At 71.9% G+C, this 24,059-nt stretch carries 18 protein-coding genes and 1 pseudogene; 6 read left to right on the forward strand and 13 right to left on the reverse strand.

The window, feature by feature from the left end; translation table 11 throughout:
• Positions 1–13: 13 nt before the first annotated feature.
• Positions 14–1,224 (reverse strand): annotated as a pseudogene (locus ACWEF2_RS01110) (RNA-guided endonuclease InsQ/TnpB family protein); the annotation flags it as partial.
• A gap of 164 nt (positions 1,225–1,388) precedes the next feature.
• Between ACWEF2_RS01110 and ACWEF2_RS01115 the strand changes: the two are divergent.
• Positions 1,389–2,549 carry an MFS transporter gene (locus ACWEF2_RS01115; RefSeq protein WP_453810966.1) on the forward strand — a complete coding sequence of 387 codons (1,161 nt, stop codon included), beginning with the start codon at positions 1,389–1,391 and terminating at the stop codon, positions 2,547–2,549.
• Between the two features lie 120 nt (positions 2,550–2,669).
• Here ACWEF2_RS01115 and ACWEF2_RS01120 read toward each other — a convergent pair whose 3' ends face one another.
• The 5 genes from ACWEF2_RS01120 to ACWEF2_RS01140 form a co-directional block, all read right to left on the reverse strand.
• Positions 2,670–3,722, reverse strand: coding sequence for an RNA polymerase subunit sigma-70 (locus ACWEF2_RS01120; protein WP_453810967.1), 1,053 nt, complete (start codon positions 3,720–3,722; stop codon positions 2,670–2,672).
• An 89-nt stretch (positions 3,723–3,811) separates the two neighbouring features.
• Positions 3,812–4,912 carry a hypothetical protein gene (locus tag ACWEF2_RS01125; RefSeq protein WP_453810968.1) on the reverse strand — a complete coding sequence of 367 codons (1,101 nt, stop codon included), beginning with the start codon at positions 4,910–4,912 and terminating at the stop codon, positions 3,812–3,814.
• Positions 4,909–5,247 (reverse strand): PadR family transcriptional regulator, encoded by a 339-nt coding sequence (locus tag ACWEF2_RS01130; protein WP_453810969.1) that lies wholly within the window; start codon positions 5,245–5,247, stop codon positions 4,909–4,911. Before ACWEF2_RS01130 ends, ACWEF2_RS01125 begins: the two co-directional genes overlap by 4 nt.
• A 189-nt stretch (positions 5,248–5,436) precedes the next feature.
• Complete coding sequence (locus ACWEF2_RS01135) at positions 5,437–6,477, reverse strand: helix-turn-helix transcriptional regulator (RefSeq protein ID WP_453810970.1); 1,041 nt, start codon at positions 6,475–6,477, stop codon at positions 5,437–5,439.
• 151 nt (positions 6,478–6,628) lie between these two features.
• The gene (locus ACWEF2_RS01140; protein ID WP_453810971.1) at positions 6,629–7,393 is read right to left on the reverse strand and encodes a sulfite exporter TauE/SafE family protein; all 765 of its coding nucleotides are present in this window, start codon (positions 7,391–7,393) and stop codon (positions 6,629–6,631) included.
• Between the two features lie 279 nt (positions 7,394–7,672).
• Here ACWEF2_RS01140 and ACWEF2_RS01145 point away from each other — a divergent pair, with 279 nt between their 5' ends.
• From ACWEF2_RS01145 to ACWEF2_RS01155, 3 genes are all read left to right on the forward strand, one after another.
• The gene (locus ACWEF2_RS01145; RefSeq protein WP_453810972.1) at positions 7,673–9,916 is read left to right on the forward strand and encodes a glycoside hydrolase domain-containing protein; all 2,244 of its coding nucleotides are present in this window, start codon (positions 7,673–7,675) and stop codon (positions 9,914–9,916) included.
• A gap of 329 nt (positions 9,917–10,245) precedes the next feature.
• Positions 10,246–11,253 carry a LacI family DNA-binding transcriptional regulator gene (locus ACWEF2_RS01150; RefSeq protein ID WP_453810973.1) on the forward strand — a complete coding sequence of 336 codons (1,008 nt, stop codon included), beginning with the start codon at positions 10,246–10,248 and terminating at the stop codon, positions 11,251–11,253.
• A gap of 214 nt (positions 11,254–11,467) precedes the next feature.
• On the forward strand, positions 11,468–11,755 hold the full coding sequence (locus tag ACWEF2_RS01155) for a Fe-S cluster assembly protein HesB (protein ID WP_355596747.1): 288 nt from the start codon (positions 11,468–11,470) through the stop codon (positions 11,753–11,755).
• Positions 11,756–11,901: 146 nt separating this feature from the next.
• Here the strand turns inward: ACWEF2_RS01155 and ACWEF2_RS01160 are convergent, their stop codons facing one another.
• From ACWEF2_RS01160 to ACWEF2_RS01185, 6 genes are all read right to left on the reverse strand, one after another.
• On the reverse strand, positions 11,902–14,217 hold the full coding sequence (locus ACWEF2_RS01160) for a phosphoketolase family protein (RefSeq protein WP_453810974.1): 2,316 nt from the start codon (positions 14,215–14,217) through the stop codon (positions 11,902–11,904).
• Positions 14,218–14,327: 110 nt separating this feature from the next.
• Positions 14,328–16,613, reverse strand: coding sequence for a heavy metal translocating P-type ATPase (locus ACWEF2_RS01165; protein ID WP_453810975.1), 2,286 nt, complete (start codon positions 16,611–16,613; stop codon positions 14,328–14,330).
• Positions 16,614–16,721: 108 nt separating this feature from the next.
• Positions 16,722–17,618: a universal stress protein gene (locus tag ACWEF2_RS01170; RefSeq protein WP_453810976.1), complete on the reverse strand. Its 897-nt coding sequence runs from the start codon at positions 17,616–17,618 to the stop codon at positions 16,722–16,724.
• A gap of 180 nt (positions 17,619–17,798) precedes the next feature.
• Positions 17,799–18,650: a universal stress protein gene (locus ACWEF2_RS01175; RefSeq protein ID WP_453810977.1), complete on the reverse strand. Its 852-nt coding sequence runs from the start codon at positions 18,648–18,650 to the stop codon at positions 17,799–17,801.
• Between the two features lie 135 nt (positions 18,651–18,785).
• The gene (locus tag ACWEF2_RS01180; RefSeq protein WP_453810978.1) at positions 18,786–19,274 is read right to left on the reverse strand and encodes a CBS domain-containing protein; all 489 of its coding nucleotides are present in this window, start codon (positions 19,272–19,274) and stop codon (positions 18,786–18,788) included.
• A complete protein-coding gene (locus ACWEF2_RS01185; RefSeq protein ID WP_453810979.1) occupies positions 19,274–20,140 on the reverse strand; it encodes a universal stress protein in 867 nt (288 codons plus the stop codon). Before ACWEF2_RS01185 ends, ACWEF2_RS01180 begins: the two co-directional genes overlap by 1 nt.
• A gap of 243 nt (positions 20,141–20,383) precedes the next feature.
• Here ACWEF2_RS01185 and ACWEF2_RS01190 point away from each other — a divergent pair, with 243 nt between their 5' ends.
• The gene (locus tag ACWEF2_RS01190; protein ID WP_453810980.1) at positions 20,384–21,145 is read left to right on the forward strand and encodes an HAD family hydrolase; all 762 of its coding nucleotides are present in this window, start codon (positions 20,384–20,386) and stop codon (positions 21,143–21,145) included.
• On the forward strand, positions 21,120–23,246 hold the full coding sequence (locus tag ACWEF2_RS01195) for a glycoside hydrolase family 65 protein (RefSeq protein ID WP_453810981.1): 2,127 nt from the start codon (positions 21,120–21,122) through the stop codon (positions 23,244–23,246). Before ACWEF2_RS01190 ends, ACWEF2_RS01195 begins: the two co-directional genes overlap by 26 nt.
• Here the strand turns inward: ACWEF2_RS01195 and ACWEF2_RS01200 are convergent.
• Positions 23,236–23,988: a DUF6544 family protein gene (locus ACWEF2_RS01200; RefSeq protein WP_453810982.1), complete on the reverse strand. Its 753-nt coding sequence runs from the start codon at positions 23,986–23,988 to the stop codon at positions 23,236–23,238. The genes ACWEF2_RS01195 and ACWEF2_RS01200 overlap by 11 nt on opposite strands.
• Between the last annotated feature and the right edge of the window lie 71 nt (positions 23,989–24,059).

Consider the following 24,059-nt stretch of genomic DNA (forward strand, 5'->3'; position numbering starts at 1 on the left):
CCTCTCCTCCCTGAAGGGAGGAGATTCCCACGGTCGCCCGCGGAGTTTCCTGCTTCACCGCCGGTCGCCCGCCGAGGAGGTCTCCCCTTGAGGTCTTACACCAGCTCCACAGGCGTTTCACCTCTCCGCCTGCCCGGCGGCGAGGATGTTGATCGCGGCGTTCACATCCCGGTCGTGGACGGCGCCGCAGCCGCAGGTCCACTCCCGGACGTTCAGCGGCATGGACGGGGCGATGGTTCCGCACGCCGAGCACAGCTTGGAGGAGGGAAACCAGCGGTCCACCACGACGAGTTCCCGCCCGTACCAGGCGCACTTGTACTCCAGCATCGACCGGAGCTCCCGCCAGGAGGCGTCCGAGATCGCCCGGGCCAGCGAGTGGTTTTTCACCATGTTGCGGACGGTGAGGTCCTCGATCACGACCGTTTGGTTCTCACGGACGAGACGAGTGGTGAGCTTGTGCAGGTGGTCCCGGCGACGGTCGGTGATCCGGGCGTGCACGCGGGCGACCTTCCGGCGGGCCTTGGCCCGGTTCGCCGAGCCCTTGGCCTTGCGGGCGAGGGAGCGCCGGGCTCTGGCCAGACGGTGCCGGTCGGCGCGCTCCTGCCTCGGGTTGACGACCTTCTCGCCGGTGGACAGCGTCACCAGGGACGCGATTCCGGCATCGACACCGACCGACGCGTCCACCGGGTCGAGCGGGCGGATGGATTCCTCCACCAGCAGGGACACATACCAGCGCCCGGCCGCGTCCTTGGACACCGTCACCGTGGACGGCTCCGCCCCCTCCGGCAAAGGCCGCGACCACACGATGTTCAACGGGCCGTCCATCTTCGCCAAGGTCAGCCGCCCGTCCCTCCAGCGGAACGCCGAGCGGGTGTACTCCGCGCTCGCCCGCGACCTCTTGCGCGCCTTGAACGTCGGATACCCGGCCCGCTTGGCGAAGAAGTTGGAGAACGCCGCCTGAAGATGCCGCAACGCCTGCTTGAGCGGAACGGACGACACCTCGTTCAAGAACGCGAGATCGGCGGTCTTCTTCCACTCGGTCAGCGCCGCCGACGACTCCACGTAGGAGACCTTCCGGCCTTCCAGCGTGTAGGCGCGGGTGCGCATCTCCAGAGCCTTGTTGTACACCAGGCGGACGCAGCCGAACGTCCGGGCAAGCTCGGAAGCCTGCTCGGAGGTCGGGTGGAAGCGGTACTTGTAGGACCGCCTCACAACACGCGCCACGCCTCACATAATACCACAAGATCAGTTGAAGATGGAGGCGAGTTCGACCCCGGACCGCGCGGCACCGTGCCGCGTTTCCTCCCCTGCCTGAAGGCAGGAGTCTCCACGCTGAAGGATCAGATGATTGAATGACGCCCCGGAAACCACGACCCCGGGGGCGCCTCATGAGCGACACGCCGGCCCGGCAGGCCGTCCACGCCCGCCGGGCCGTGTCCTTCTTCTTCGTCGCGCTCGGCACCGTGTCCGGCGCGTGGGCCGCCCGCATCCCCGCCGTCAAACACGCCCTCGACCTCGGCAACGGACAGCTCGGCTACGCTCTGCTCGCCATCACCACCGGCCTGGTCGTCGGCATGCGCTTCGCCGGCCGCCTCACCGATCGCCTCGGCAGCTCCCGCGTGGTGGCCCCCGCCGCCGTCGCCACCTCCCTGGCCATCATCCCCGCCGGCTACGCCCCCACCTTGGGCGCCCTCATCGCCGCCCTGTTCCTGTACGGCGTCGTCAACGCCTCCCTCGACGTCTCCATGAACGCCCACGCCGTCGAGGTCGAGCGCGCCTACGGCCGTCCCCTGATGTCGTCCTTCCACGGCATGTACAGCGTCGGCGGCCTCATCGGGGCGGGCATCGGCGGCCTGTTCGCCTGGTTCGGCCTCGGTGCCGGCATCACCCTCGCCGCCACCGGGATCCCCCTTGCCCTCATCTCGCTCCACGCCCGCCGCCACCTGCTCCCCCGCACCACGGCGTCCACCGAAAACCCCCGCGCGGCCACCGCCCGCGCCCGCTGGTCCGGCTGGATCGTCCTCATCGGCGTCGTGGCCTTCGCCGGGCTCGTCGGTGAAGGCGCGGCCGTCGACTGGACCGCCGTCTACCTCTTCGAGGACCTCCACACCTCCCAGGGCGTCGCGGCCCTCGGCTTCGCCGTCTTCTCCACCGCCATGACCGCCGGCCGCTTCGCCGGAGATCACCTCGTCCTGCGCCTGGGCCCCGTACGCCTGGTCCGCTACTCCGGTCTCATCGCCGCCGCCGGGCTGGGCACCGCGCTGCTCATCGGCCGGCCCCCCGTGGCCATCGCCGGATTCGCCCTGTTCGGCCTGGGCCTGGCCACCATCGTCCCCCAGGTCTTCTCCGCCGCGGGAAACCGCGACCCCGCCCGCTCGGGAGAGGCCATCGCCCAGGTCGCCACCGTCGGCTACGCCGGGCTCGTCGCCGGACCCGCCATCATCGGAGGCGCCGCCGAACTCGTCGGCCTGCCCGCCGCCCTCGGCGTTCCCGCCCTCCTCGCCGCGTTCATGGCCGCCACGGCCGGCGCCCTGCGCCCGCCCCGCTGACCCCTCGCGCATCCCCGCGAGACAGGCCGGCCGGGGCCTGCCGCCCGGACGCGGACCGGGCGCCGCCCGGTGAGGGGCGAGCGAGTCCGGGCGAGGAGGAGAGGCCGCCTGCGGCGACCGTCACAGCGTCGTGGGAAGGTCGAACGCCGGGAAGAGGTCCGAGGCGAAGGTGGCGAGCTCCGCGACGCCTCCGTCCTCGACGCGCAGCACGCTCAGCGCGAACGCCCGGTAGGCGGAGTCGCCCGGCGCCCGGATGTAGGACGCCGCCGCCGGCTGCCTGTTGGCGCGGGTGGGCACGAACCGGAACTCGACCGCGTGAGGGCCGTGCAGAGCCGGCGCCCACGCCGCGATGATCGCCTCCCGCCCCTCGACACAGGCCGGCTCCAGCCCCTCGTAACCACCGGCTCCGGGCTGCTGGCTGGCCCGCGCGTCCTCACTCAGCAGCTCGGCCAGGGCGACGTCGTCGGCGTGCTCGATCGCGGCCATGTAGCGCTGCAGCACCGCCCGCTCGTGCTCGCTCGGCTCCTCCGACGGCGCCCACTCCAGCCTGCGCTCCGGAATGTGGTTCCGCAGCGTCGGCCGGGCCCGCTGCAGCGCGCTGTTCACCGAGGCGACACTCGCCTCCAGCAGCGAGGCCGTCTCCCTCGCCGACCAGCCGAGCACGTCACGCAGGATCAGCACCACCCGCTGCCTGGGCGGCAGGTGCTGGATCGCGGCCAGGAACGCCAGCTCGATCGTCTCCTTCGCGACGACGGCGGTGTCCGGGGTGTCCTGGTTCGATGCGATCGAGTCCAGCAGCCGGTCGGGATAGGGCTGCAACCACGGAACCGCGACCGCGGGCATCCCCCCGCTCCGGACCCCCGCCGCCGTCTGACGCGCGACCGGCCTGCGGTCGATGAAGTCCAGGCAGGCGTTGGTCGCGATCCGATACAGCCACGCCCGGAACGTGGCACGCCCCTGATACCCCTCCCGGCCCCGCCACGCGCGCAGGAACGTCTCCTGCACCAGGTCCTCCGAATCCTCGAACGAGCCGAGCATCCGGTAGCAGTGCACCTGCAGCTCCGGCCGGTATCTCTCGGCGAGCTCGGCGAACGCCGACTCGTCGCCCGTCCGCGCGGCGTCGACGACCGCGCCCTCCTCGGCCTCGCCCGCCCTGACCTCGACTTTACGCACCGATCGCTCCTCGTCCTCGCATGCACGGCATCACCAATATGACGACCCCCTGCCGGAAAACTCATCGCCGACATGCCCGGCCCCCTGGGCTACCGCTCGGTCCGGGGGGTCACGACGGAGGGCGGAGCCGTCCCGGGGAGGACGGGCGTCACCTTGGCGCTCAGCACGATGAGCGTCAGGCAGCAGAACAGGAGCGCGACGAGCTGGACGATGCTCACGGCCTCCATGGTCCGGATGATCGGGTCGTCGGCTTGAAAAAGGGTCCAGCCGATCACGGCAAAGGCGATGGAGAACGCCACGGGCACGATCAGGATCGCCAGCGCCGACGGCAGGGAGGGGGTCCGCATGGCGGGCACCCGCAGCTGCATCCCGACGCAGGCCACGCTCGCGATCAGCAGCGCCAGGCAGGCCAGCCCCGGCTCACCCAGCCACGGCCACAGCCACGACCAGGCCGACAGGTCGACGGCCGGCGCCGACACCATCGAGAACAGCACCCCCAGGGCCGCGTAGAGCAGGACACCGGCGCCTATGGGCAGAGCCGCCACCCACCAGGGGCGGCACGGCCGTGGCGCGTCCCGATGGAATCCGGCCAGCAGCGCGAGCACCGGCAGAACGAACACCAGGCTCCAGACGACCCCGGCCTTGACGACCTCATTCCAGATCATGGCGCCTGCCGGGAAGACGGAGCTGTAATACAGGCCGAGCGCGAGCAGCGCCGATGTCTTCGCGGTGCGCGAGCGACCTCGGGCGAGCGCGACGAAGGCCACGACCCACAGGAGACCTGAGAGGTTCCGCACAATGCCCCAGAGCCGCTCCGCCGATCCGGCGGCGCCGAGAACCGCCTGATCGACGGCGGGCGACGAGCCGAGGATCCCGTAGAGCCGCAGGAGGTCCCCGAGCCAGACGCAGCTCATCGCCGCGTGGAAGCCCAGTCCCAGCACGGCCACCAGGCGGATCGTCTCGCTCCGGATGACGAACCTCGGCGGCGCACCGGCGCCCCCCAGGCGGACGCGCGCCGACAGGGCGGCGACGCTGGCGATCTCCGACCAGCGCGGCCGGGGGTTGTCGGCGTCTTCGAGGTCGCCCGCCCCCTCCAGGAAGGCGCAGACCATCTCCTCCTCCCGCTCGGCGCGGTAGGAGGCGGGCAGCATGCGCAGCACATACCGGTAGCGGTCCTCCAGCAGGCTCACGCCATCCCCCCCGCGTGCCGGGCCCGCAGCCGTTCGCGGGCGCTTGTCACGTTTCCGGCCAGCCGGGTGGCCTCCGCCTCCAGGGCGCGCGCCCCGGACTCGGTGAGCCGGTAGTAGCGGCGCAGCCGCCCCTGCTGCACCTCCTCGCGGTCCAGGGCCACCAGTTCGTCGGCGGCCAGCCGGTCCAGCACGCCGTACAGCGTGCCGATCTTCAGGCGCACCCGCCCCTCCGACAGCCTCTCGACCTCCTGCACGACCCCGTAACCATGCCGCGACTGGTCGACCAGCGCGGTGAGAACGAGGAACGCCGGTTCCGTCATCGTCCGTGGACTCATGAGCGCCAGCATATATCGTCAAGCAGGATATTGGGGGACTCATGCCGTGGAGGCATGGCGGTAGACGTCTCCAACGGTCCCGGCGGACGGCGGCGCCCTCCCCGGCGGCCCCGATCCTCCCGCCCCATCCCTCCGGCCGCGCCCATCCGGCCGCGCCGCGCCGCGCGGCACGGCATGGCCCGGCCCGGATCAGGGCGGTGCCGGCGCGGGCGGAGGCCTCCCGGACTCCCTCCCGGCCCCGGCCCCCTCCTCCGCGGCCGAGCCGTACAGCTCCGCCAGCCCGGTGGCCGTGGCGGCCATCCGGGCGCGCAGCTCGGGCGGCTCCAGCACCTCGACGTCGGCGCCCAGCCGCAACAGCAGCCAGTGGGCGTGCCGGATCGACTCCGTCGGCAGGCGCACCACGGTCCAGCCGTACTCGTCGGGCGGACCGGCCCCGGCCAGCGCGACGTCGGCGACCTCGGCGCCGACGGTGTGCCGGAGCATCTTCTCGACACCCGGCGCCACCCGCACCACGGCCTCACCGACGCGCATCCGCGCCCGGAACTCCGCCGCGTAACGCTCCCAGTAGGCGGACAGGTCGAAGTCGCCTGGCCGCTCGAACCGGCTGTCGAGGATCTCGGCGGCCAGGATCCGCGAGACCCGGTAGGTCCGCGGCGCTCCCCCGTCGGCGGCCGCCACGAGATACCACGAACCCCCCTTGAGCACCAGGCCGTAGGGGTGGGCCAGCCGCTCGACGTCGCGCGGCCCCCAGCGGCGGTAGGTCATCCGCATCGGGCGCTGCTCCCACACCGCCTCGGCGACCTCACCGAGAAAGGGCGCGTCGTCGGCGTCGCGGTACCAGCCGGGGACGTCCAGGTGGAAGCGCTCGCGCATCCGGGCGGCGTGAGAGCGCGGCTCGGGCGGCAGCGCGGCGAGGATTTTCAGCTCGGCGTTGGCCGCCACCTCACCCAGTCCAAGCTCCGCGGCCGGCCCCGGCAGCCCCGCCAGGAACAGCGAGGACGCCTCAGCCGCGGTCAGGCCGTTGAGCCGGGTACGGTAACCGTCCAGCAGCCGGTATCCACCGGCGGGCCCCCGGTCGGCGTAGACCGGGACCCCGGCCGACGACAGGGCCTCCACGTCCCGGTAGACCGTGCGGATCGAGACCTCCAGCTCCCCCGCCAGCTCGGCGGCCGTCATCCGCTCCCGGGTCTGCAGGAGCAGCAGGAGCGACAGCAGACGACTGGCGCGCATGGCGTCCATTCTCCCGCACGACCGCCATGCACGACCGTCGCGCGCGGTCGTCCCCACACCGGCCGTCCGTTCCGGTGCCGCCCGGCTGTCTCCGCGGCACCGGGGGCCGGTCTCCCCGGATCACTCCTTTACAAAGTAGATCAATAGTGGTTCAGAGGAGGAACCGCTCGTAGCCGAGCCTGGCCACCATCGCGGCCACCACGCAGAGCAGCACGACGCGCACGAACCGGGCGCCTCGGCGCAGCGCCATCCGGGCGCCGAGCTGGGCGCCGGCCATGTTGCAGACCGCCATGGCCAGGCCGAGCAGCCAGAGCACATGGCCCTGAAAGCCGAAGACCAGAAGTGCGCCCAGGTTCGTGCAGGAGTTGACGATCTTTGAGTGAGCCGAGCCGGCCACGAAGTCCATGCCGAGAATCACGGTGAAGGCGATGATCAGGAAGGTACCGGTGCCCGGGCCGACGACGCCGTCATAGAAGGCGATCCCGGCACCGGTGACGGCGATCGCGGCCGACGTCCTGGCGCGGGTGCGCGGCCGGCCGTGAGGGTGGACGCCGAAGGCCGGGCGGAAGGTCACGAACATCGCCACCCCCACCAGGGCGGCCATGACCAGCGGGATGAGCACCTCCCTGGAGATCGCCGACGCCGATGCCGCGCCCAGCCCGGCGAACACGACCGCCGCCGCCCCGGCGGGCAGCGCGACCCGCCTGTCGATCTTGGTGGTTCCGGCGTAGGTGACGGCGGCCGACGCGGTGCCGAAGACGGCGGCGAACTTGTTGGTGGCCAGCGCCTGGACCGGTGACACCCCCGCCAGCAGCAGGGCGGGGAGTTGCAGCAGCCCTCCCCCGCCGACCACGGCGTCGATCCATCCCGCCCCGGCCGCGGCCGCCAGCAGCAGAACGATCTCCGCCGTATCCACGCCAAGCCTCCACATCACACGTTCGACCGGCAGAGCGTACCGACATCCCCCGCGGACCGGGACTCTCCCGGGGGGCACCCCGTCCGGCCCTCCCCCACCGCCCTCACCGCACGGTCAGGTCTTTCGAAAAACGCCGGCCTCCGTGATTCGACCCCGCCCACGTCGATAAAAGGCGAGGTAAAGTCCATGGCGTGATCGTATCGGCGTCCTCCCCGTCGGCCGTTGATCAGGAACCCGTCAAGGATCTGTATTACCGTCCCAATCCCCATGGGTGGCTTTATGGCAGACGAAATGGTTCTCCGTGCGCAACGATGGGTCAACTCCACTTATAAGGGCACCCCCGGATTCCAGCCGGTTCAGGAGAACGGCAGAACCGGCCGGCCCACGATGTACGCGCTGACCCGCGCCCTGCAGATCGAGCTCGGCGTCCCCGAGCCGTCCGACGCCTTCGGGCCGGTCACCCTTGACACGCTTTCTCAGCGGTTTCCCGTGGTCAACGAGGGCATCAGGCGGGCGAACATCATTCGCATCGTGCAGAGCGGTCTCTACTGCAAGGGTTACCCGGGAAGTGAACTCGGCGGTGTTTACGACTCCGTCACCGCCGCCGCCGTCGCCGACCTGAAGGCCGATATGGGCGTGAGCGGCGTGTTCACCGCGGACGGCGTCGTCCCGAAGGTATTCAAGGCCCTGCTGACGATGGACGCCCATGTCGTCGTCACCGGCGGCACCGAGCAGGTGCGAGGCGTCCAGAAATGGCTTAACGCCGCCTATGTCGGCCGCCGTGACTTCTTCATCATGCCGTGCGACGGGCGCTTCTCCCGGGACGTGCAGAAGGCGCTCCTGCTGGCGATCCAGTTCGAGCTGGGGATGGACGACGACACGGCCACCGGCCGTTTCGGGCCGGCCACCCAGGCGGGCATCAAGAGGCAGGCGGTCTTCGGGGTGGGCGCATCCGACTCCACCCGGCGGTTCGTCCGGCTGTTCCAGGCAGCGATGATCTTCAATGGCCGGCCGGTCCCCTTCGACGGCTCCCACACCTCGGCCGTCGCGGACACGGTCACCGACTTCCAGCGGTTCGCGCGGCTGGAGGCCAACGGCACCGCCGACTACCGTACCTGGGCGTCACTGCTGGTGAGCACCGGCGACCCCACTCGCAGGGGGACGGCCTGCGACTGCGTCACGGAGATCACGGCGGCCCGGGCGCGGACCCTGCGGGCGGAGGGCTACACCACCGTGGGCCGCTACCTGTCCAACGTGCCCGGCAGCTCGCTGAACAAGAAGATCCAGCCGGGCGAGCTCGGCACGATGGTCTCGGCCGGCCTGAGCGTGTTCCCGATCTACCAGACCGACGGCGGATCGGCCGACTACTTCTCCGCCGCCCAAGGGGGCGCCGACGCCCTGGCGGCCCTGGACGCCGCCCGGGGCCACGGTTTCAGGCGCGGCACCACGATCTACTTCGCCGTCGACTTCGACGCCCTGGACGGCGACGTCACCGAGCGGATCGTCCCGCACTTCCAGGCGCTCGCCGCCCGCCTGGCCTCCTGCGGCAGCGAGTACAGGATCGGCGTCTACGGCTCGCGCAACGTCTGCGACCGCCTGGCGCGCGCGGGCCTGACCACCTCCAGCTTCGTCTCGGGCATGTCGACCGGGTTCAGCGGAAACCTGGGGTTTCCACTGCCCTCGGACTGGGCCTTCGACCAGATCTCCACCATCACGGTGGGCGCCGACGCCGGCCGTATCGAGATCGACAACAACATCGCCTCGGGCCGGGACGCCGGGCAGGCGCAGTTCCTCCCGCCTCCGCCGGGCCGGCTCGACGTGGGGTTCGACATGGCGCGGCGCGGCGCGCTCCTCGCCGACGTGCGCGTCCACCTGGAGTCCATCGGCGTCACCGACCTCCCCGGCAGGTATCTCAACCTCACCGAGCACTCCCTGGACGTGCTTCTGCGGCATGACACGCTGATCACCGCCATGAGCCGGGCCTTCCGGATGCGCAAGGCCCTCGTGCAGTGCCCGATCTTCTGGGAGGTCCGCAAGCTCACACCCGCCGACCCGTCGGCGGACGGTCTCGTCACGTCCTACTACGGCTACAAGATCCAGTACGAGGCGTGGGAGAGGTCCCCGGCCGGCCCGGCACCGGTCTTTCCCCCGCTCGCCAAGGACGACTCCGGCACCGGTCTCGGCCAGATCTCCGCCAGGACCGCGATCAGGGCGCGCAACCACGCCGTGGCCCAGGGCATCATCGGCGGCCCGCCGTGCAACGCCGACGACTGGCACGACATGTGGACGGTCTGGCAGGCCCTGCACGGCGACGACGACTACAGTGTCGGCACCGTACCCCTCGTCCTCATCCAGGGCGCGGCGGAGATCGGCGTGACCGGAGCCCCCCTCGACTACGACGAGAACGCCACCCGCGGGGTGCTGGCGCGCTACAACGGGACGGGCGCCGCCGCCGAGGAGTACGGCCGTCGGCTCCTGGGCCTCTACCGGGTCTTCGAAGGCCACAACGCCGCGGTCAGGTGACGCCGCCGCGGAGCGGGGGACGGGGAGGCGCCGGCCGGATCGGCCGGTTCCACGCGGGGGCGGCGGCCGACCGGCGCGCTGCTCCGCCCGCTCCCCTGCCGCCTCGCGTGCGTCCGTCACGGCGGCCTCGTCGGGTAACCGGCCGGTCCGGCCGCGACGGGGTCTCCCCGGTGACCCGTCCCGTCCCGCGAGCCCCGCTCCTCAGCGCCGGAGAGCCGCGATGCCCTATGAAATGTCTTATTTGTCGGTAACGAAAACCGTATTCTCTGAGAAGATGATCTCGGGGGTACTCGGCGGGCCGGAGATGGCCCTGAGAAACGGGGAGGACGATGGCCGCCACGCTCCGTGACGTCGCCGCCGCCGCCGGGGTGTCGGTGAGCACGGCGAGCCGCGCGCTCACCGGATCCTCGGAGATTTCGGAGTCGACCCGCCGCCGGGTCTCCCGGGCCGCCCAGTCGATGGGCTACCGGCGGAACCTCGCCGCGGTGAGCCTGCGGACGAGGCGTTCCGGGCTGGTCGGCCTGGTGCTCAACAATCTGGTCAACCACACCTTCCACACGGTGGTCGAGGCCGTGCAGCAGCGCCTCGTGGCCTCGGGCTACCAGGCGTTGCTCTGCATCACCAACGCCGACCCGGCCGTAGAGGCCGACTACCTGAGGCTGCTACGCGACCATCAGGTCGACAGCGTGCTGATCGTGGGCACGGGCCAGAACCTGGCGGGGGTCAACGAGCTGCGGACCTCCGGAGTCACCGTGGTCGACCTGATCAGGGAGATGGAGGGCTCGAAGGGGCCCGCGGTGCTGGCTGCGGACCGCGAGGGGGCGGTGGCGGCCACCCGGCACCTGCTCGACCAGGGACACCGGCGGATCGCCTTCATGGGCGGGCCGCCGACCACCGACTCCGGCCGTGACCGGTTCACCGGGTTCGCCCAGACGCTCGCCGAGGCGGGCCTGGCCCCCGATCCCGTCCTCGTACGGCGGGGGCCGTTCGAGGTGGGGTTCGGCGCGCAGGCCATGACCGAGCTGCTTCGGGCCGGGCCGGCACCGACCGCGCTGATGCTCAGCAACCACGAGGCCATCTACGGGGCGCTTCCGGTGCTGGCCCGGGCGGGCCTTGAGATTCCGGCCGATCTGTCGGTCGTCGCGTTCGAGGACATGCCGCTGCTGGAGTGGTGGAGCCCGCCGATCACCGCCGTCGACACGGGCGCGCACGAGCTCGGCCGGCTCGCGGTCGACCTGCTGCTGCAGCCGGTGAACGGGCCGGAGGTCAAGCCGAAACGGTACACGGTCGGCGCCGAACTGGTCGTGCGGTCCTCGACCGCGCCGCCCGCCGGGTAACACCGGGTAATACCTCAAGAACCCGGGCGAAGACCCGGGGAGGGACCCGGGGGGACGGCGCCTCGGGGAATCGGCCCCGGCCGCCCTCGGGCCGGCCCGTGCGCCCGGCCGAGGGCGGCGGAGCCGGTGGAAGGGACGGGGCGCGGCATGGTTGGACGGGCTCAGAGCGGGCAAGGGCGGAGAATCCAATCCCAGATCCCGACAAGGAGTCACAATGCTTACATTGACGGACACCGCTGCCCAGGTGATCCGGGACCTCAGCTCCCAGGTGGCGGACTCGACGGACACGGGCGTCCGCATCTCCACCCAGAGTGACGGCACAGGATCGCTGCTGCTGTCGGTCGTAAACGGCCCGGAGTCCGAGGACAAGGTGGTCGAGGCGGACGGGGCACGGATCTTCCTGGATCCGGCGGCCGCCGACATACTCGACGACAAGGCCCTGGACGCCGACATCGACGAGGGAGGGGCGGTGGCGTTCCTCGTCACCGAGCAGAAGTCCTGACCGGGGGTGAGCCCCGGCGTGGGCCCCGGCCGGGCGGCCGGGGCCCATCCGCTCCCCGCGAGACCACCGTCACCCTGTGAGTCTCACGAGGCATCCGGCCACCCGGTCCGGTGGCCGTTCCGGTTCCCTCCGGCCGGGACCGGTGTTCAGTACGGCCAGGTCCAGTCACTGATCTCGGCCGGGTCCTCGCCGTACTCGCGGGTGTGGGCCCGGGCGCGCAGCCTGCTGTCGGCCATCCGCTGGCGGAGGTGCGCGGCCCGGACGGCCAGGCCGGGGACCCGGTCGACGACGTCCATCACCAGGTGGTAGCGGTCGATGTCGTTGAGCATGGCCATGTCGAACGGCGTGGTGGTGGTGCCCTCCTCCTTGTAGCCCCGCACGTGGATGTTGGGGTGACCGGCCCGGCGGTAGGTCAGCCGGTGGATCAGCCACGGATAGCCGTGGAAGTTGAAGATCACCGGCTTGCCGGTGGTGAAGAGCGCGTCGAACTCGGCGTCGGCCAGGCCGTGCGGGTGCTCCGACGGCGGCTGCAGCCGCATCAGGTCCACCACGTTGACCACCCGCACCCTCAGCTCGGGCAGGTGCTCACGGAGCATCGCGGCGGCGGCCAGGGTCTCCAGGGTGGGCACGTCCCCGGCGCAGGCCAGCACCACGTCGGGTTCGGCCCCCTCGTCGGTGGAGGCCCACGGCAGGATGCCCAGCCCCCGGGTGCAGTGTGCGATCGCCTCGGCGGCGGTGAACAGGTCCAGCACCGGCTGCTTACCGGCGACGATCACGTTGACGTAGTCGCGCGAGCGCAGCACGTGGTCGGCGACCGAGAGCAGCGTGTTGGCGTCCGGCGGCAGGTAGACCCGCACGACCTCGGCCTTCTTGTTGACCACGACGTCGAGGAAACCGGGATCCTGATGGCTGAAGCCGTTGTGGTCCTGCCGCCACACGTGCGACGACAGCAGGTAGTTCAGCGAGGCGACCGGGCGCCGCCAGGGGATCCTCCTCGACGTCTCCAGCCACTTGGCGTGCTGGTTGAACATCGCGTCCACGATGTGGATGAACGCCTCGTAGCAGTTGAACAGGCCGTGCCGGCCGGTCAGCAGATAGCCCTCCAGCCACCCCTGGCACAGGTGCTCGCTGAGCACCTCCATCACCCGGCCGCCCGGCGCGAGGTGGTCGTCGGCCGGCAGCGTCTCGGCGTTCCAGGCCCGGTCGGTGACCTCGAACACCGCCGACAGCCGGTTGGAGGCGGTCTCGTCGGGGCCCATCAGCCGGAAGGTGTCCGGGTTGGCGGTGATGACGTCGCGCAGGAACGTGCCCAGCACCCGGGTCGGCTCCGAGAACCCCGCGGCCGGGGACTTCACCTCGACGGCGTGGTCCCGGAAGTCGGGCAGCGCCAGCGGCCGGAGCACCTCGCCGCCGTTGGCGTGCGGGTTGGCGCTCATCCTGCGCCGCCCCTCGGGCACCGTCCACAGGATCTCGTCGGCCGGCCGCCCGGAGGCGCCGAACAGCTCCTCGGGCCGGTAGGAGCGCATCCACTCCTCCAGCAGCGCCCGGTGCTCGGCGTTGTCGCGCACCCCGGACAGCGGCACCTGGTGGGCGCGCCAGGTGCCCTCCACCGGTACGCCGTCCACCTCGTGCGGCCCGGTCCAGCCCTTCGGGGTGCGCAGCACGATCATCGGCGGCCGTTCGGCCCGGCCCTCTCTGTAGGCGGCGATCTCGTCGAACACCACGTCCAGCGTCTCGGCCATCAGCCCGTGCACGACCGCGGGGTCGTCACCGGAGACGATGTGGGGGCGGTAGCCGTACCCCTCGATGAGCTTGACCAGCTCCGCCTCCGGGATGCGGGCCAGCACGGCCGGATTGGCGATCTTGTAGCCGTTCAGGTGCAGGATCGGCAGCACCACCCCGTCGCGGAACGGGTCGAGGAACTTGTTGGAGTGCCAGCTCGCGGCGAGCGGGCCGGTCTCGGCCTCACCGTCGCCGATCACACAGGCGACCACCAGGCCGGGGTTGTCGAACGCCGCGCCGTAGGCGTGGGCCAGCGCGTAGCCCAGCTCACCGCCCTCGTGGATCGAGCCGGGGGTCTCCGGCGCGACGTGGCTGGGAATGCCGCCGGGAAAGGAGAACTGCCGGAAGAGGCGGCGCATCCCCTCCACATCCTGCCCAATATCCGGATATTTCTCGGTATAGGAGCCCTCCAGCCAGGCGTGCGCGACCGCCGCCGGGCCACCGTGCCCGGGACCGGCGACATAGATCATGTCCTGGTCGCGTTCGGCGATCACCCGGTTCAGGTGCGCGAAACAGAAGTTCAGCCCCGGGGTGGTGCCCCAGTGTCCCAGCAGCCGCGGTTTGATGTGCTCCGGGGCCAGCGGCTCGGTCAGCAGCGGATTGTCCAGCAGGTAGATCTGCCCCACCGACAGGTAGTTGGCCGCCCGCCAGTAGGCGTCGATCCTCTGTAGTTTGTCCATGCCCATGAGCCTTCCCGCTCATCGCATGATCACCTAGAGGCCTTGGTCCCCACCGCCCCCGCCGCAGGAGGTCCGACGGTCCGCCCCGACGCGCGGACCGCGTTCCGCCGTCAGACCGCCGAGTCGGTGGCCAGGGAGAAGTACGCCTCCTCCTCCTGGTCGAAGTGGAGGGTCAGGACGGCGTGCAGGCCGTAGAGGCAGGCGCACAGATCGTCGAGTTGCTCGGGGCGCGGCCCGCCGGTCTCGGCGAGGGCGAGGTGGCGGCCCAGCCGGCGGACGAGGCGCTCGATCTCGGCGTGCGCCCTGCTCATGGTCATCGTGACCTCGGGACCGCCGAGCGTCCGCTCCAGCGCCGGATACAGCCGTCGCTCCTCGGCCCGCTCGTGCGGGAGCAGGCGTTCGGTGAGAAAGGTGTGGACCTCCCGCAGCCGGGCGAGATCTTCTGCCGACGGTTGCCCGCTCAGCCGGTCGGCCACCTCCCGGATGAGCTCCAGGGGCGGACGCAGCGAGGAGTGCTCCGTCTCGAACCGGCGCAGCAGGGACTCGGTGGTGGCGTCCACCACCGCGCGGGTTCCCCTGGCGGGGCGGAGCGCCCGCAGCGCGTTGAGGATGACCGTGACGTCGATGGCCTCCTGCAGCAGGGCGCCGGCCGCGGGCGGCAGCGCTCCGGCCGTGGCCACGATCATGGCCAGCACCGAGAGCGTCATCCCCGTGACGGCGCTCTGGACGGCGATGCGGCGGGATCGGCGGGCGACGTCCATGGCGTCGGCGAGCCGGTCCAGGCGGTCGGTGGTGAGCACCACGTCGGCGGCCTGGGTGGAGGCCGCCGACCCTCGGGCACCCATCGCCACACCGACGTCGGCCGCGGCCAGCGCCGGGGCGTCGTTGATACCGTCGCCCACCATCACCGTCACGGCCCCGGCCGCCTCATCCCGTACGGCGCGCGCCTTGGCCTCGGGGGTCTGCTCGGCCAGCACCCGGTCGACGCCGAGCACCACGCCCACGCTCTCGGCGACGTCGGCCCGATCCCCGGTGAGCATGACCACCCGATCGATCCCGGCGGTGCGCAGCCGGCGCAGCGTGCGGGCCGCGTCGGTCCTCACGGCGTCGCGGAGCAGGATCACCCCGGCGGGTTCGCCGTCCACCGTCACCCAGACGGTCATGGCGCCGTCCAGCGCGGCCCGTGCCCGCTGGGCGCGCTCCCACTCCGAGGAGGCGGGGGCCGTCGCCTTGCCGACCGCTATCCGGTGTCCCTCCACCAGCCCCGTGGTGCCGGTCCCCGGCCGCTCCCGGACCTCGGACGGCTGTGGCAGCCCGGTCCGGCGGGCGCGGGCGGCGCGGACGATCGAGGCGGCGAGCACGTGAGACGACATCTGATCCACCGCGGCGGCCCAGCGCAGCACGTCGTCGGCGTGGAACCCGGGGGCGGCCACGATGTCGACCACCTCGGGCCGGCCGGCGGTCAGCGTCCCGGTCTTGTCCAGGATGAGGGTGCGCGCCTGTCCCAGCGTCTCCAGCGCCCCTCCGCCCTTCACCACCACGCCGTGCCTGGCCGTACGGGACAGGCCGGAGGCGATGGCGGCGGGCGCGGCGAGCAGCAGCGGGCACGGGGTGGCGACGACCAGCACGGCGACCGCCCGGACCGGCTGGCCGGAGAGCAGCCAGGCGCCTCCGGCCAGCAGGAGCGTGGCCGGCAGGAACCAGGTGGCGAACCGGTCGGCGAGCCGTACGACGGGGGCGGTGTCGGCCTCGGTCTGCTGCGCCAGCCGCACCACTCCCGCGTAGGTGCTCTCGTCCGCGGTCCGGGTGGCCCTCAGGTCGAAGGCGGACCCGGCGTTCACCACGCCGCTGCGCACGCTCTCCCCCGCGGCGTGTTCGGCCGGGAGCGGCTCCCCGGTCAGCGCCGACTCGTCCAGCAGCGCGAGCCCCGCCGCCACCACCCCGTCGACGGGGACCAGCTCACCGCTGGGGACCAGCAGCAGGTCGCCGGGGCGCACCTGTTCCACGGGGACGAGGTGAGGCTCCCCTCCGGAGTAGCGCCTGGCCGAGCGCGGTGCGCGTTCGTACAGGGCGGTCAGGTCCCGGCGGGCCCGGTGCAGGGCGTAGTCCTCCAGCGCCCGGCCACTCGCCAGCATCACGCCGATCAGCGCGCCGGCGAGGTACTCCCGTACGGCGAGCGTCCCGGCCAGGGCGAGCACCGCGATGGCGTCCACCCCCAGCCGGCCGCCGCGCAGCGCCGACACCACCCAGCCGATCGCGGGCACCAGGGCCACGCAGGTGACCGCCGCCCACGCCACGTCACCCGCGGCGCCCGCGCCGGCCAGGTGGAGCAGCGCTCCGGCCAGCAGTCCGGACACCGTCAGGGCCAGAAGGGCAAAAGCCTTTAAACGCCCCATATCATCAGTCTTCCATGACGGCACGGCCCACCTGGGAAAGAGGTGCGCGCCCAGCCGCGGAGTACCGGACCCACACCGGGTTCCGGGCGCTCACCGGACCCCGGGCGCTCACGACCGGACGACGGCCACCGGGCAGTGGGCGTGGTGCAGCACGCCGCGGCTGACCGAGCCGAGCAGCGCCGCCCCGACCGAGCTCATGCCCCGGGATCCGACGACGACCAGGTCGGCCCTGGCCGAGGCGTCGGTGAGGGCGTCGACGGGATGGGCGCTCTGGACGTCCTCCACCACCGTCACCTCGGGAAACCTCTCCTGCCACGTCCCGAGCCTCTGGCTGACCACACGGTGCTGTGCCTGACGGATCTCGTCCATGTCGTAGGAGATCTCCGGCGCGAAGGCGTGCACCGGCAGTTGCCAGGCGTGGACGGCGCGCAGCACGGCGCCGCGCAGCCCGGCCTGCTCGAAGGCGTAGGCCAGCGCGGGCTCGGACTCCGGGGAGTCGTCGACACCGGCGACGATCTCACCGCGCGTCTCCTCGCCGCCCGGACGGACGACGACCACCGGGCCGTGGGTGTGGGTGGCCACATACGTGCTCACCGATCCCATGAGGGCACCGGTGAAGCCGCCCAGGCCCCTGCTGCCGAGCACGATCTCGGCGGCGCCCGCGGCCTGGTCGCGCAAGACCCTGACCGTGGTGCCCTCGACCAGCTCGATGGTCACCTCAACGGACGGCCGGCGCTCGCGCGCCGCCCGTTCCGCGACGGTCAGCACCTTCCGCCCGCTCGCGACCAGACTGCCGGGCCACTCCGGGGCGGAGAAGCGGGGAATGTCGTACGGACCGCGCTCCACGACGTGCACGATCCTCAGCGGCAGCCGCCTGCGGAAGGCGTCGTCGGCGGCCCAGCAGACCGCCCTCTCCGCCTCCGCCGAACCGTCCACCGCGACGACGATCGGCGAGAGGGCGTCCTGCGTGCCTGAAACCGGCAGGCCGGCATCCTTCTGGGACATCTTCTCCTCCTCGGATCCGGATCTGTCGGTCAAGAGTCCGGACCTGTCGGTTAAAGCGTCTGACCTCACCACCAGCCGGCATGACCCCAGCGGCGGGGACGCCGGGGCACCCCGCCGCTGGAAAGGCCGCCGGCGGCCGGGCGGGGGCCTCCTCACGCCCCCCGCCGTGGCGCCCGGCGACTACGCCCGCTGCCGGACGACGACGATCGGGCAGGCCGCGTGGTGAAGCAGCGAGTGGCTCACCGAGCCCAGCAGCAGCCCGGTCAGCTCACCCCGCCCGCGCGACCCCACGACCAGCAGACCGGCGTGGGCCGAGGCCTCCCTCAGGACGTCCACCGGATGCGCGTGCTCCACCTGTTCGGTGACCTTGACGTCCGGGTAGCGCTCACCCCAGCCCGCCAGGGCCTCCGACAGCAGGCGCCGCTCCCCCTGGGCCATCTCCTCCGCGGCCGGCAGGGCGAACGGCCCGCACCCCGCGACGGGCCGGCTCCACGCGTGGATCGCCCGCAGGCCGACCCCGCGTAGCGACGCCTCGGCGAAGGCGAACCCGATGGCCTCCGCCCCCTCAGGCGAGCCGTCCACGCCGACGACCACCTCACCGCGCGACCCCTCGGGCAGATCCCGCACGACGGCGACCGGGCAGGCGGTCCGCCCCGACACGCCCAGCGCGACCGATCCCAGCAGCATGCCGCGGAAACCGCCGAGCCCGTGGCTGCCGACCACCAGGAGATCCGCGTCTCCGGCCGCCTCCATCAGGGCGAGCCGGGGGTCACCCGGCAGCAGCAGGGTCTCCACCTCGACACCGCCGTCCTCCTCACGGGCCCGGTCCAGGGCGTCCGTCAGCGTGGACGCCGCCCCGTCGCGCATCCACCGGCCCACATCGGCGTACGGGGCGTCCTCGGTCATCTCCATGGGCCAGGCCGGCATGACGTGCACGATGCGCAGCGTGGTGCCGCGCAGCACGGCCTCCCGGACCGCCCAGCCCACGGCCTCAAGCGAGGCCCGTGAGCCGTCGACTCCAACCAGGATCATGATGTTCTCCTTCTCACCGCTTCATGGTGTCGACGCCCTCTACGGCGAGGGCGCCGACGAAAGTCTTCCTCAACCGGGATCCGGGACACCGCCCGGGTGCTCTCCCCGCTCCCGGGCGGCCGGGCACGACCGGCTTCACCCCTCCGAGTTCCCGGAGGTGCGGGGCAGCACCGGGACCAGGCGGAACACCCCCGTCATCAGCTCCGTCTCCGCCTCCTCCTCCGTGATCTGCCCGGCGACGGCCCGGAGCACGTCGGTGGTGGTCACCATGCCCACCAGGGTGGCCGACTTCCCCAGCACGGGCACCGCGTCGACCCCGGCACCGAGCATGGCCGCCGCGGCCTCGGCCAGGCGCGCGTCCAGCGAGACGTGCGGACAGCGGCGATCGGCCACCAGCGCCCCGACCGGCACCCGCGACTGCTCGATCGGCCCGCCCGACCAGCGGGCGGTGAGGTCCTCACGGGTCACGACACCACGCAGGCGGCCGTTGCCCTCGACGACCGGCAGGTGGTGGACGTCCGCACGGCGCATGATCTCCCAGGCCATCAGCGGGGACTCGTCCGGTTCGACGGCGACCAGCCTCCGGCTCATCACCTGGCCGACCCGGAGCTCGCGGACGTCCATCACGTCTCACCCCGGGCGTTTATCACCGCGACGGGACAGTGGGCGTGGTGCACGACCCCGTGACTCACCGACCCCAGCACGGCGGCCCCGAGGCCGCCCAGCCCGCGCGAGCCGACGACGACCAGGTCCGCCGAGTCCGAGGCCTCGCAGATGACGGCCACCGGATGCCCGTAGACCACGGTCTCCTCAACCTCGACACCGGGATATCTCAGCTGCCAGGAGGCGAGCGTCTCGGCGGCCTGGCGGCGCTCGGTGGCGGAGATGTCGTCGAACAGCGACGTGTAGGCGGCGGCGTACGGACCGAGGATGGGCGCCTGCCAGGCGTGGATCGCCTGCAGCCGGGCCTTGCGGCGCACGGCCTCCTCGAAGGCGTGGCCGAGGGCGGCCGCCGCGTAGGCCGAGCCGTCGAAGCCCACGACCACCTTGTCCGCGACGGACCGGCGCGTCTTCTTGACGATCACGACCGGTGTGGCCACATGGCCGGCCAGGGCGAGCGAGACCGACCCCAGCAGCAGACCGGTGAACCCGCCCAGCCCGCGGCCGCCCACCACGACCTGCTCGGCGCCCTCGGCCTCACGCCGGAGCACCTCGACCACCCGTCCTCTCTCCAGTGCGGTGTCCACCCGCACCTGCGGGGCGTGCGCACGCGCCAGGTTCACCGCGTCGTCGAGCACGCTCTGGCAGTACTCGGCCATGGAGTCACGGAAGCCCGGCGGGGTCTGCAACGGGATGTCATAGGTCCACGGCTCGCACACGTGCACGATCCGCAGGGCGCATCCACGCCGGACGGCGTCGTCGGCGGCCCACTCGACCGCGGCCTGCGAAGGGGGGGAGCCGTCCACTCCCACCACTACATGCGCTGTCATGTCATCCTCCTGGGTTCTGTCTTCCATCCGACCGTTCGCCGGCGTTCCGCGCAGCGGTCGAAGGGCCTGATCGTCAGGGACTTCCGACCCCACCCGGAGACCTTCCCTTCCGTGGCCGTTTCCCATCCGGCCGTCACGCGGACGGCCCACTCTGCGGACGAAGGTCCCTGCGGAACAGGGCCGATCAGCCCTGACGGCGACGGCGTGCCCCGCCGTACCCTGCGGACTCAAGGGAGGTTCGACATGGCGCTCTCCACGGTGGTGAGTCTCGACCGGACGGCGGCGATGGTCTTTGACACCGACGGCGTCATCACCGACACGGCCCGGGTGCACGCCGCCGCCTGGAAGCGGGTGTTCGACGCCTTTCTGCGCGACCGGGCCACCCGGTCAGGCGAGCGGTTCCGGCCGTTCGACACGGGTGAGGACTACCTGCTCCACGTGGACGGCAAACCTCGCGCGGACGGGGTCAGGGACTTCCTGCTGTCCCGGGGGATCACGCCGGACCCGGACGTGGTCGCGGCTCTCGCCGCACGCAAGGACGCGTACTTCCTGGCGGAGATCCGCAGGCACGGCGTGGCGCCGTTCCCCTCGACCGTCGCCCTCGTCGAGGAGCTGCGGCGGCGCGGGGTGCGCACCGCCGCCGTGTCGGCGAGCCGGAACTGCGCGGAGGTACTGCGCGCGGCGAAGGTCGCCCACCTGTTCGACGTCCGGGTCGACGGCGTGGACGCCGCCCGGCTGGGACTGGCGGGAAAACCCGATCCCGCGCTGTTCCTGCAGGCGGCCCGGCGGCTCGGCGTGACACCGGCCGAGGCCGCGGTGGTGGAGGACTCCCTCGCGGGTGTGCGGGCGGGTGCGCGGGGCCGCTTCGGCCTTGTCGTCGGTGTCGACCGGCAGGGCCGGCAGGGTGTCGCGCTCCGGGCCTCGGGGGCCGGCCTCGTCGTCACCGATCTGGCGGAAATACAACTCGACGGGAGAAGAAGTGAACCCCTGGCTCCTCACCTATGACGGCTGCGACCCCGCCGACGAGGGGCTGAGAGAGGCACTGACGACGCTCGGAAACGGATACTTCGCCACCCGGGGCGCGGTTCCCGAAACCCGCGCCGACGGCGTGCGCTATCCCGGCACCTACGTCGCCGGCTGCTACGACCGGCTCGTCTCACAGGTGGCGGACCGTTCGGTGGAGAACGAGGATCTTGTCAACGTGCCGAACTGGCTGCCTCTGACCTTCCGCGCCGACGGCGGCGACTGGTTCGCCCCCGGTAACGCCGAGATCCTCCACTGCCGCCACACGCTCGACATGCGGCAGGGGATACTCACCCGGCTGCTCCGGATCCGCGACTCCGGCGGCCGGATCACCCGGCTGGAACAGCACCGCCTGGTCTCGATGGACGACCCGCACCTGGCCGCGCTGACCATGACGGTCGTGCCGGAGAACTGGAGCGGACTGCTGGAGATCCGCTCGGAACTCGACGGGCGGGTCACCAACTCGGGGGTGGCCCGCTACCGGGGACTGGCCGACCGGCACCTCGTTCCGGTCTCCGCGCACGCCGCCGGCGAGGTGATCGAGCTGCTGACGCGCACCGCCACCTCCCGCGTGGAGATCGCGATCGCCGCTCGCACCTCGCTGACCGGCGGCCGGTGCCGTACCGGGGTGGAGGAGGGCCGGGTCACCGACGACCGGGCGATCGAGGTGACCGCGGGTGACGAGGTGCTCGTGGAGAAGATCGTCGCCCTGTACACCTCCAGGGACCGGGCGATCGCCGAGAGCGCCGCCGCGGCCAGGGCGGCCGTGGTGCGTGCCGGCTGCTTTCACGATCTTCTCAGGCGGCACGTGCGCGCCTGGGAACGCCTGTGGTCGCGGGCACATGTCGTCGCCGAGGACTCCGAGGTGCAGCGGATCCTCAACCTGTACGTGTTCCACCTGCTGCAGACGGCCTCCCCGCACGTCACCGAACTCGACGCCGGGCTGCCGGCCCGGGGCCTGCACGGCGAGGCGTACCGGGGTCACGTGTTCTGGGACGACCTGTTCGTCTTCCCCTTCCTGGCCCCGCGCCTCCCCGAGGTCACCCGGGCACTGCTGAGGTACCGGTGGCGACGCCTGCCCGAGGCGCGATGGGCCGCCCGCGCCGCCGGGTACACCGGGGCGATGTTCCCCTGGCAGAGCGGCGGCGACGGCCGGGAGGAGACACCGCGACTTCACTTCAACCCCCGCTCGGGCAACTGGCTGCCCGACAACTCGCGCCTGCAGCGCCATGTCGGGCTGGCCGTCGCCCACAACGTCTGGCAGCACTACGAGGCGACCAAGGACAGCGCCTTCCTGGCGGGTTTCGGCGGGGAGCTGCTACTGGAGATCGCCCGCTTCTTCGCCTCCCTGACCACCCGTGAAGGCGAGCGCTACGTGATCCGCGGGGTGATGGGCCCGGACGAGTATCACGACGGCTACCCCGGCAGGACCGAACCCGGCCTGGACAACAACGCCTACACCAACGTCATGACCGCCTGGCTGATGCGACGGGTCCTGGACATGATCGGCCTGGTCGGCGCCGAGGGGGTGAGCGCCGAGGAGATCGACCGCTTCACCGGGATGGCCGGGCGGATGCGAGTGGACTTCCACGACGGGGTGATCAGCCAGTTCGAGGGATACGCCGAGCTGGAGGAGCTGGACTGGGCCGCGTACCGGCGGAGGTACGGGGACATCCGGCGGCTGGACCGCATCCTCGAAGCGGAGGGCGACAGCCCCAACCGCTACAAGGCCTCCAAGCAGGCCGACGTGCTCATGCTCTTTCACCTGCTGGGAGAGAAGGGGCTGGGTGAGATCATGACCGACCTCGGCTACGAGTGGAACACCGAGACGGCGGTCCGGACGGTGGACTACTACCTCGCCCGGACCTGCCACGGGTCCACGCTGAGCGCGGTCGTCCACGCCGGGGTGCTGGCCCACGTCCGGCCGGGCGCCTCCCAGCCCTTCCTGGTGGAGGCGTTGAACAGCGATGTGAAGGACCTCCAGGGGGGCACCACGGCCGAGGGGGTCCATCTGGGGGCGATGGCGGGGGTCGCGGGCCTGTTCAAACCGTCCGCCGTGACGGCTGGCGACGTCACGCGCTGACCGGGCGCAGGCCGGTGATCCGGTACCGGAAGAACTCCCCCTCGGCCCACCGGTCGGTGCCGAAGAACCATCCCACCCTCCCGGCGGCGGGGATGGTGAGACCGGCGAAGGTGGCCTGGCCGGTGATCTCGCCGCCGAACGGGTGGAGCCCCCAGGATCCCGTGTTGCCGGGGTCGCCCCAGCGGTCGAACACGAACGACCGGATGTGGCCGTCCGGGGTCAGCTCGTAACGGGTCCGGACCACCCTGCCGTCGACGGTGTGGGTGACGCCGACGTGGGTGTCGTCTTCGGCCGACCAGACCGCGCCCGACCGTGGCAGCAGCACGGTGGGGATCCAGCACGCCTCGGCGCCCGCCCGTTCGGCGGCCGACCTGGAGACGTCGGCCCCCTCGGCGTGGACCAGGCGGATCAGACCGGCCAGTTTCCAGTCCATGCCTCCGCGCCCCGCGGCGTAGTGGTCCGAGCCGGCGATCAGGGCGGCCACCCGCGCGCGCCACACAAAGCCCCGCTGGGGGGCGAGCAGCTGACGGGCGTGGAACGGAAGCCACCGGCCGATCTTGATGCTCCCTCGCATCCGCAGGCGGGCGGCGACCGCCAGGGGCGTGCCGGGCGCGATGGCCGAGATGAGATGCCTCCGCACCGGCTCCGGCAGCCCCGCGACCTCGGCCTCCGTGAAAACCGCCGGAACCGGGGTCGATGGGAGCAGCTCCCCCTCGATCCGCCGGAGATCCGCTCCGTTCATCCGTCACTCCTCAGTGCTTCTCAGTGCTTCTCGTTCTTCGGCGGGGCAGTCGACCGTAAGCACAGCAGACG

It is taken from the genome of Streptosporangium sp. NPDC004631, assembly GCF_053601935.1.

Bases quoted from the DNA above. Each gene is read 5' to 3' on its own strand.
- ACWEF2_RS01115 (WP_453810966.1), top strand. From the start codon at position 1,389: ATGAGCGACACGCCGGCCCGGCAGGCCGTCCACGCCCGCCGGGCCGTG.
- ACWEF2_RS01130 (WP_453810969.1), bottom strand. From the start codon at position 5,247: ATGAGTCCACGGACGATGACGGAACCGGCGTTCCTCGTTCTCACCGCG.
- ACWEF2_RS01135 (WP_453810970.1), bottom strand. From the start codon at position 6,477: ATGCGCGCCAGTCGTCTGCTGTCGCTCCTGCTGCTCCTGCAGACCCGG.
- ACWEF2_RS01145 (WP_453810972.1), top strand. From the start codon at position 7,673: ATGGCAGACGAAATGGTTCTCCGTGCGCAACGATGGGTCAACTCCACT.
- ACWEF2_RS01150 (WP_453810973.1), top strand. From the start codon at position 10,246: ATGGCCGCCACGCTCCGTGACGTCGCCGCCGCCGCCGGGGTGTCGGTG.
- ACWEF2_RS01155 (WP_355596747.1), top strand. From the start codon at position 11,468: ATGCTTACATTGACGGACACCGCTGCCCAGGTGATCCGGGACCTCAGC.
- ACWEF2_RS01160 (WP_453810974.1), bottom strand. From the start codon at position 14,217: ATGGACAAACTACAGAGGATCGACGCCTACTGGCGGGCGGCCAACTAC.
- ACWEF2_RS01165 (WP_453810975.1), bottom strand. From the start codon at position 16,613: ATGGGGCGTTTAAAGGCTTTTGCCCTTCTGGCCCTGACGGTGTCCGGA.
- ACWEF2_RS01170 (WP_453810976.1), bottom strand. From the start codon at position 17,618: ATGTCCCAGAAGGATGCCGGCCTGCCGGTTTCAGGCACGCAGGACGCC.
- ACWEF2_RS01175 (WP_453810977.1), bottom strand. From the start codon at position 18,650: ATGATCCTGGTTGGAGTCGACGGCTCACGGGCCTCGCTTGAGGCCGTG.
- ACWEF2_RS01180 (WP_453810978.1), bottom strand. From the start codon at position 19,274: ATGGACGTCCGCGAGCTCCGGGTCGGCCAGGTGATGAGCCGGAGGCTG.
- ACWEF2_RS01185 (WP_453810979.1), bottom strand. From the start codon at position 20,140: ATGACAGCGCATGTAGTGGTGGGAGTGGACGGCTCCCCCCCTTCGCAG.
- ACWEF2_RS01190 (WP_453810980.1), top strand. From the start codon at position 20,384: ATGGCGCTCTCCACGGTGGTGAGTCTCGACCGGACGGCGGCGATGGTC.
- ACWEF2_RS01200 (WP_453810982.1), bottom strand. From the start codon at position 23,988: ATGAACGGAGCGGATCTCCGGCGGATCGAGGGGGAGCTGCTCCCATCG.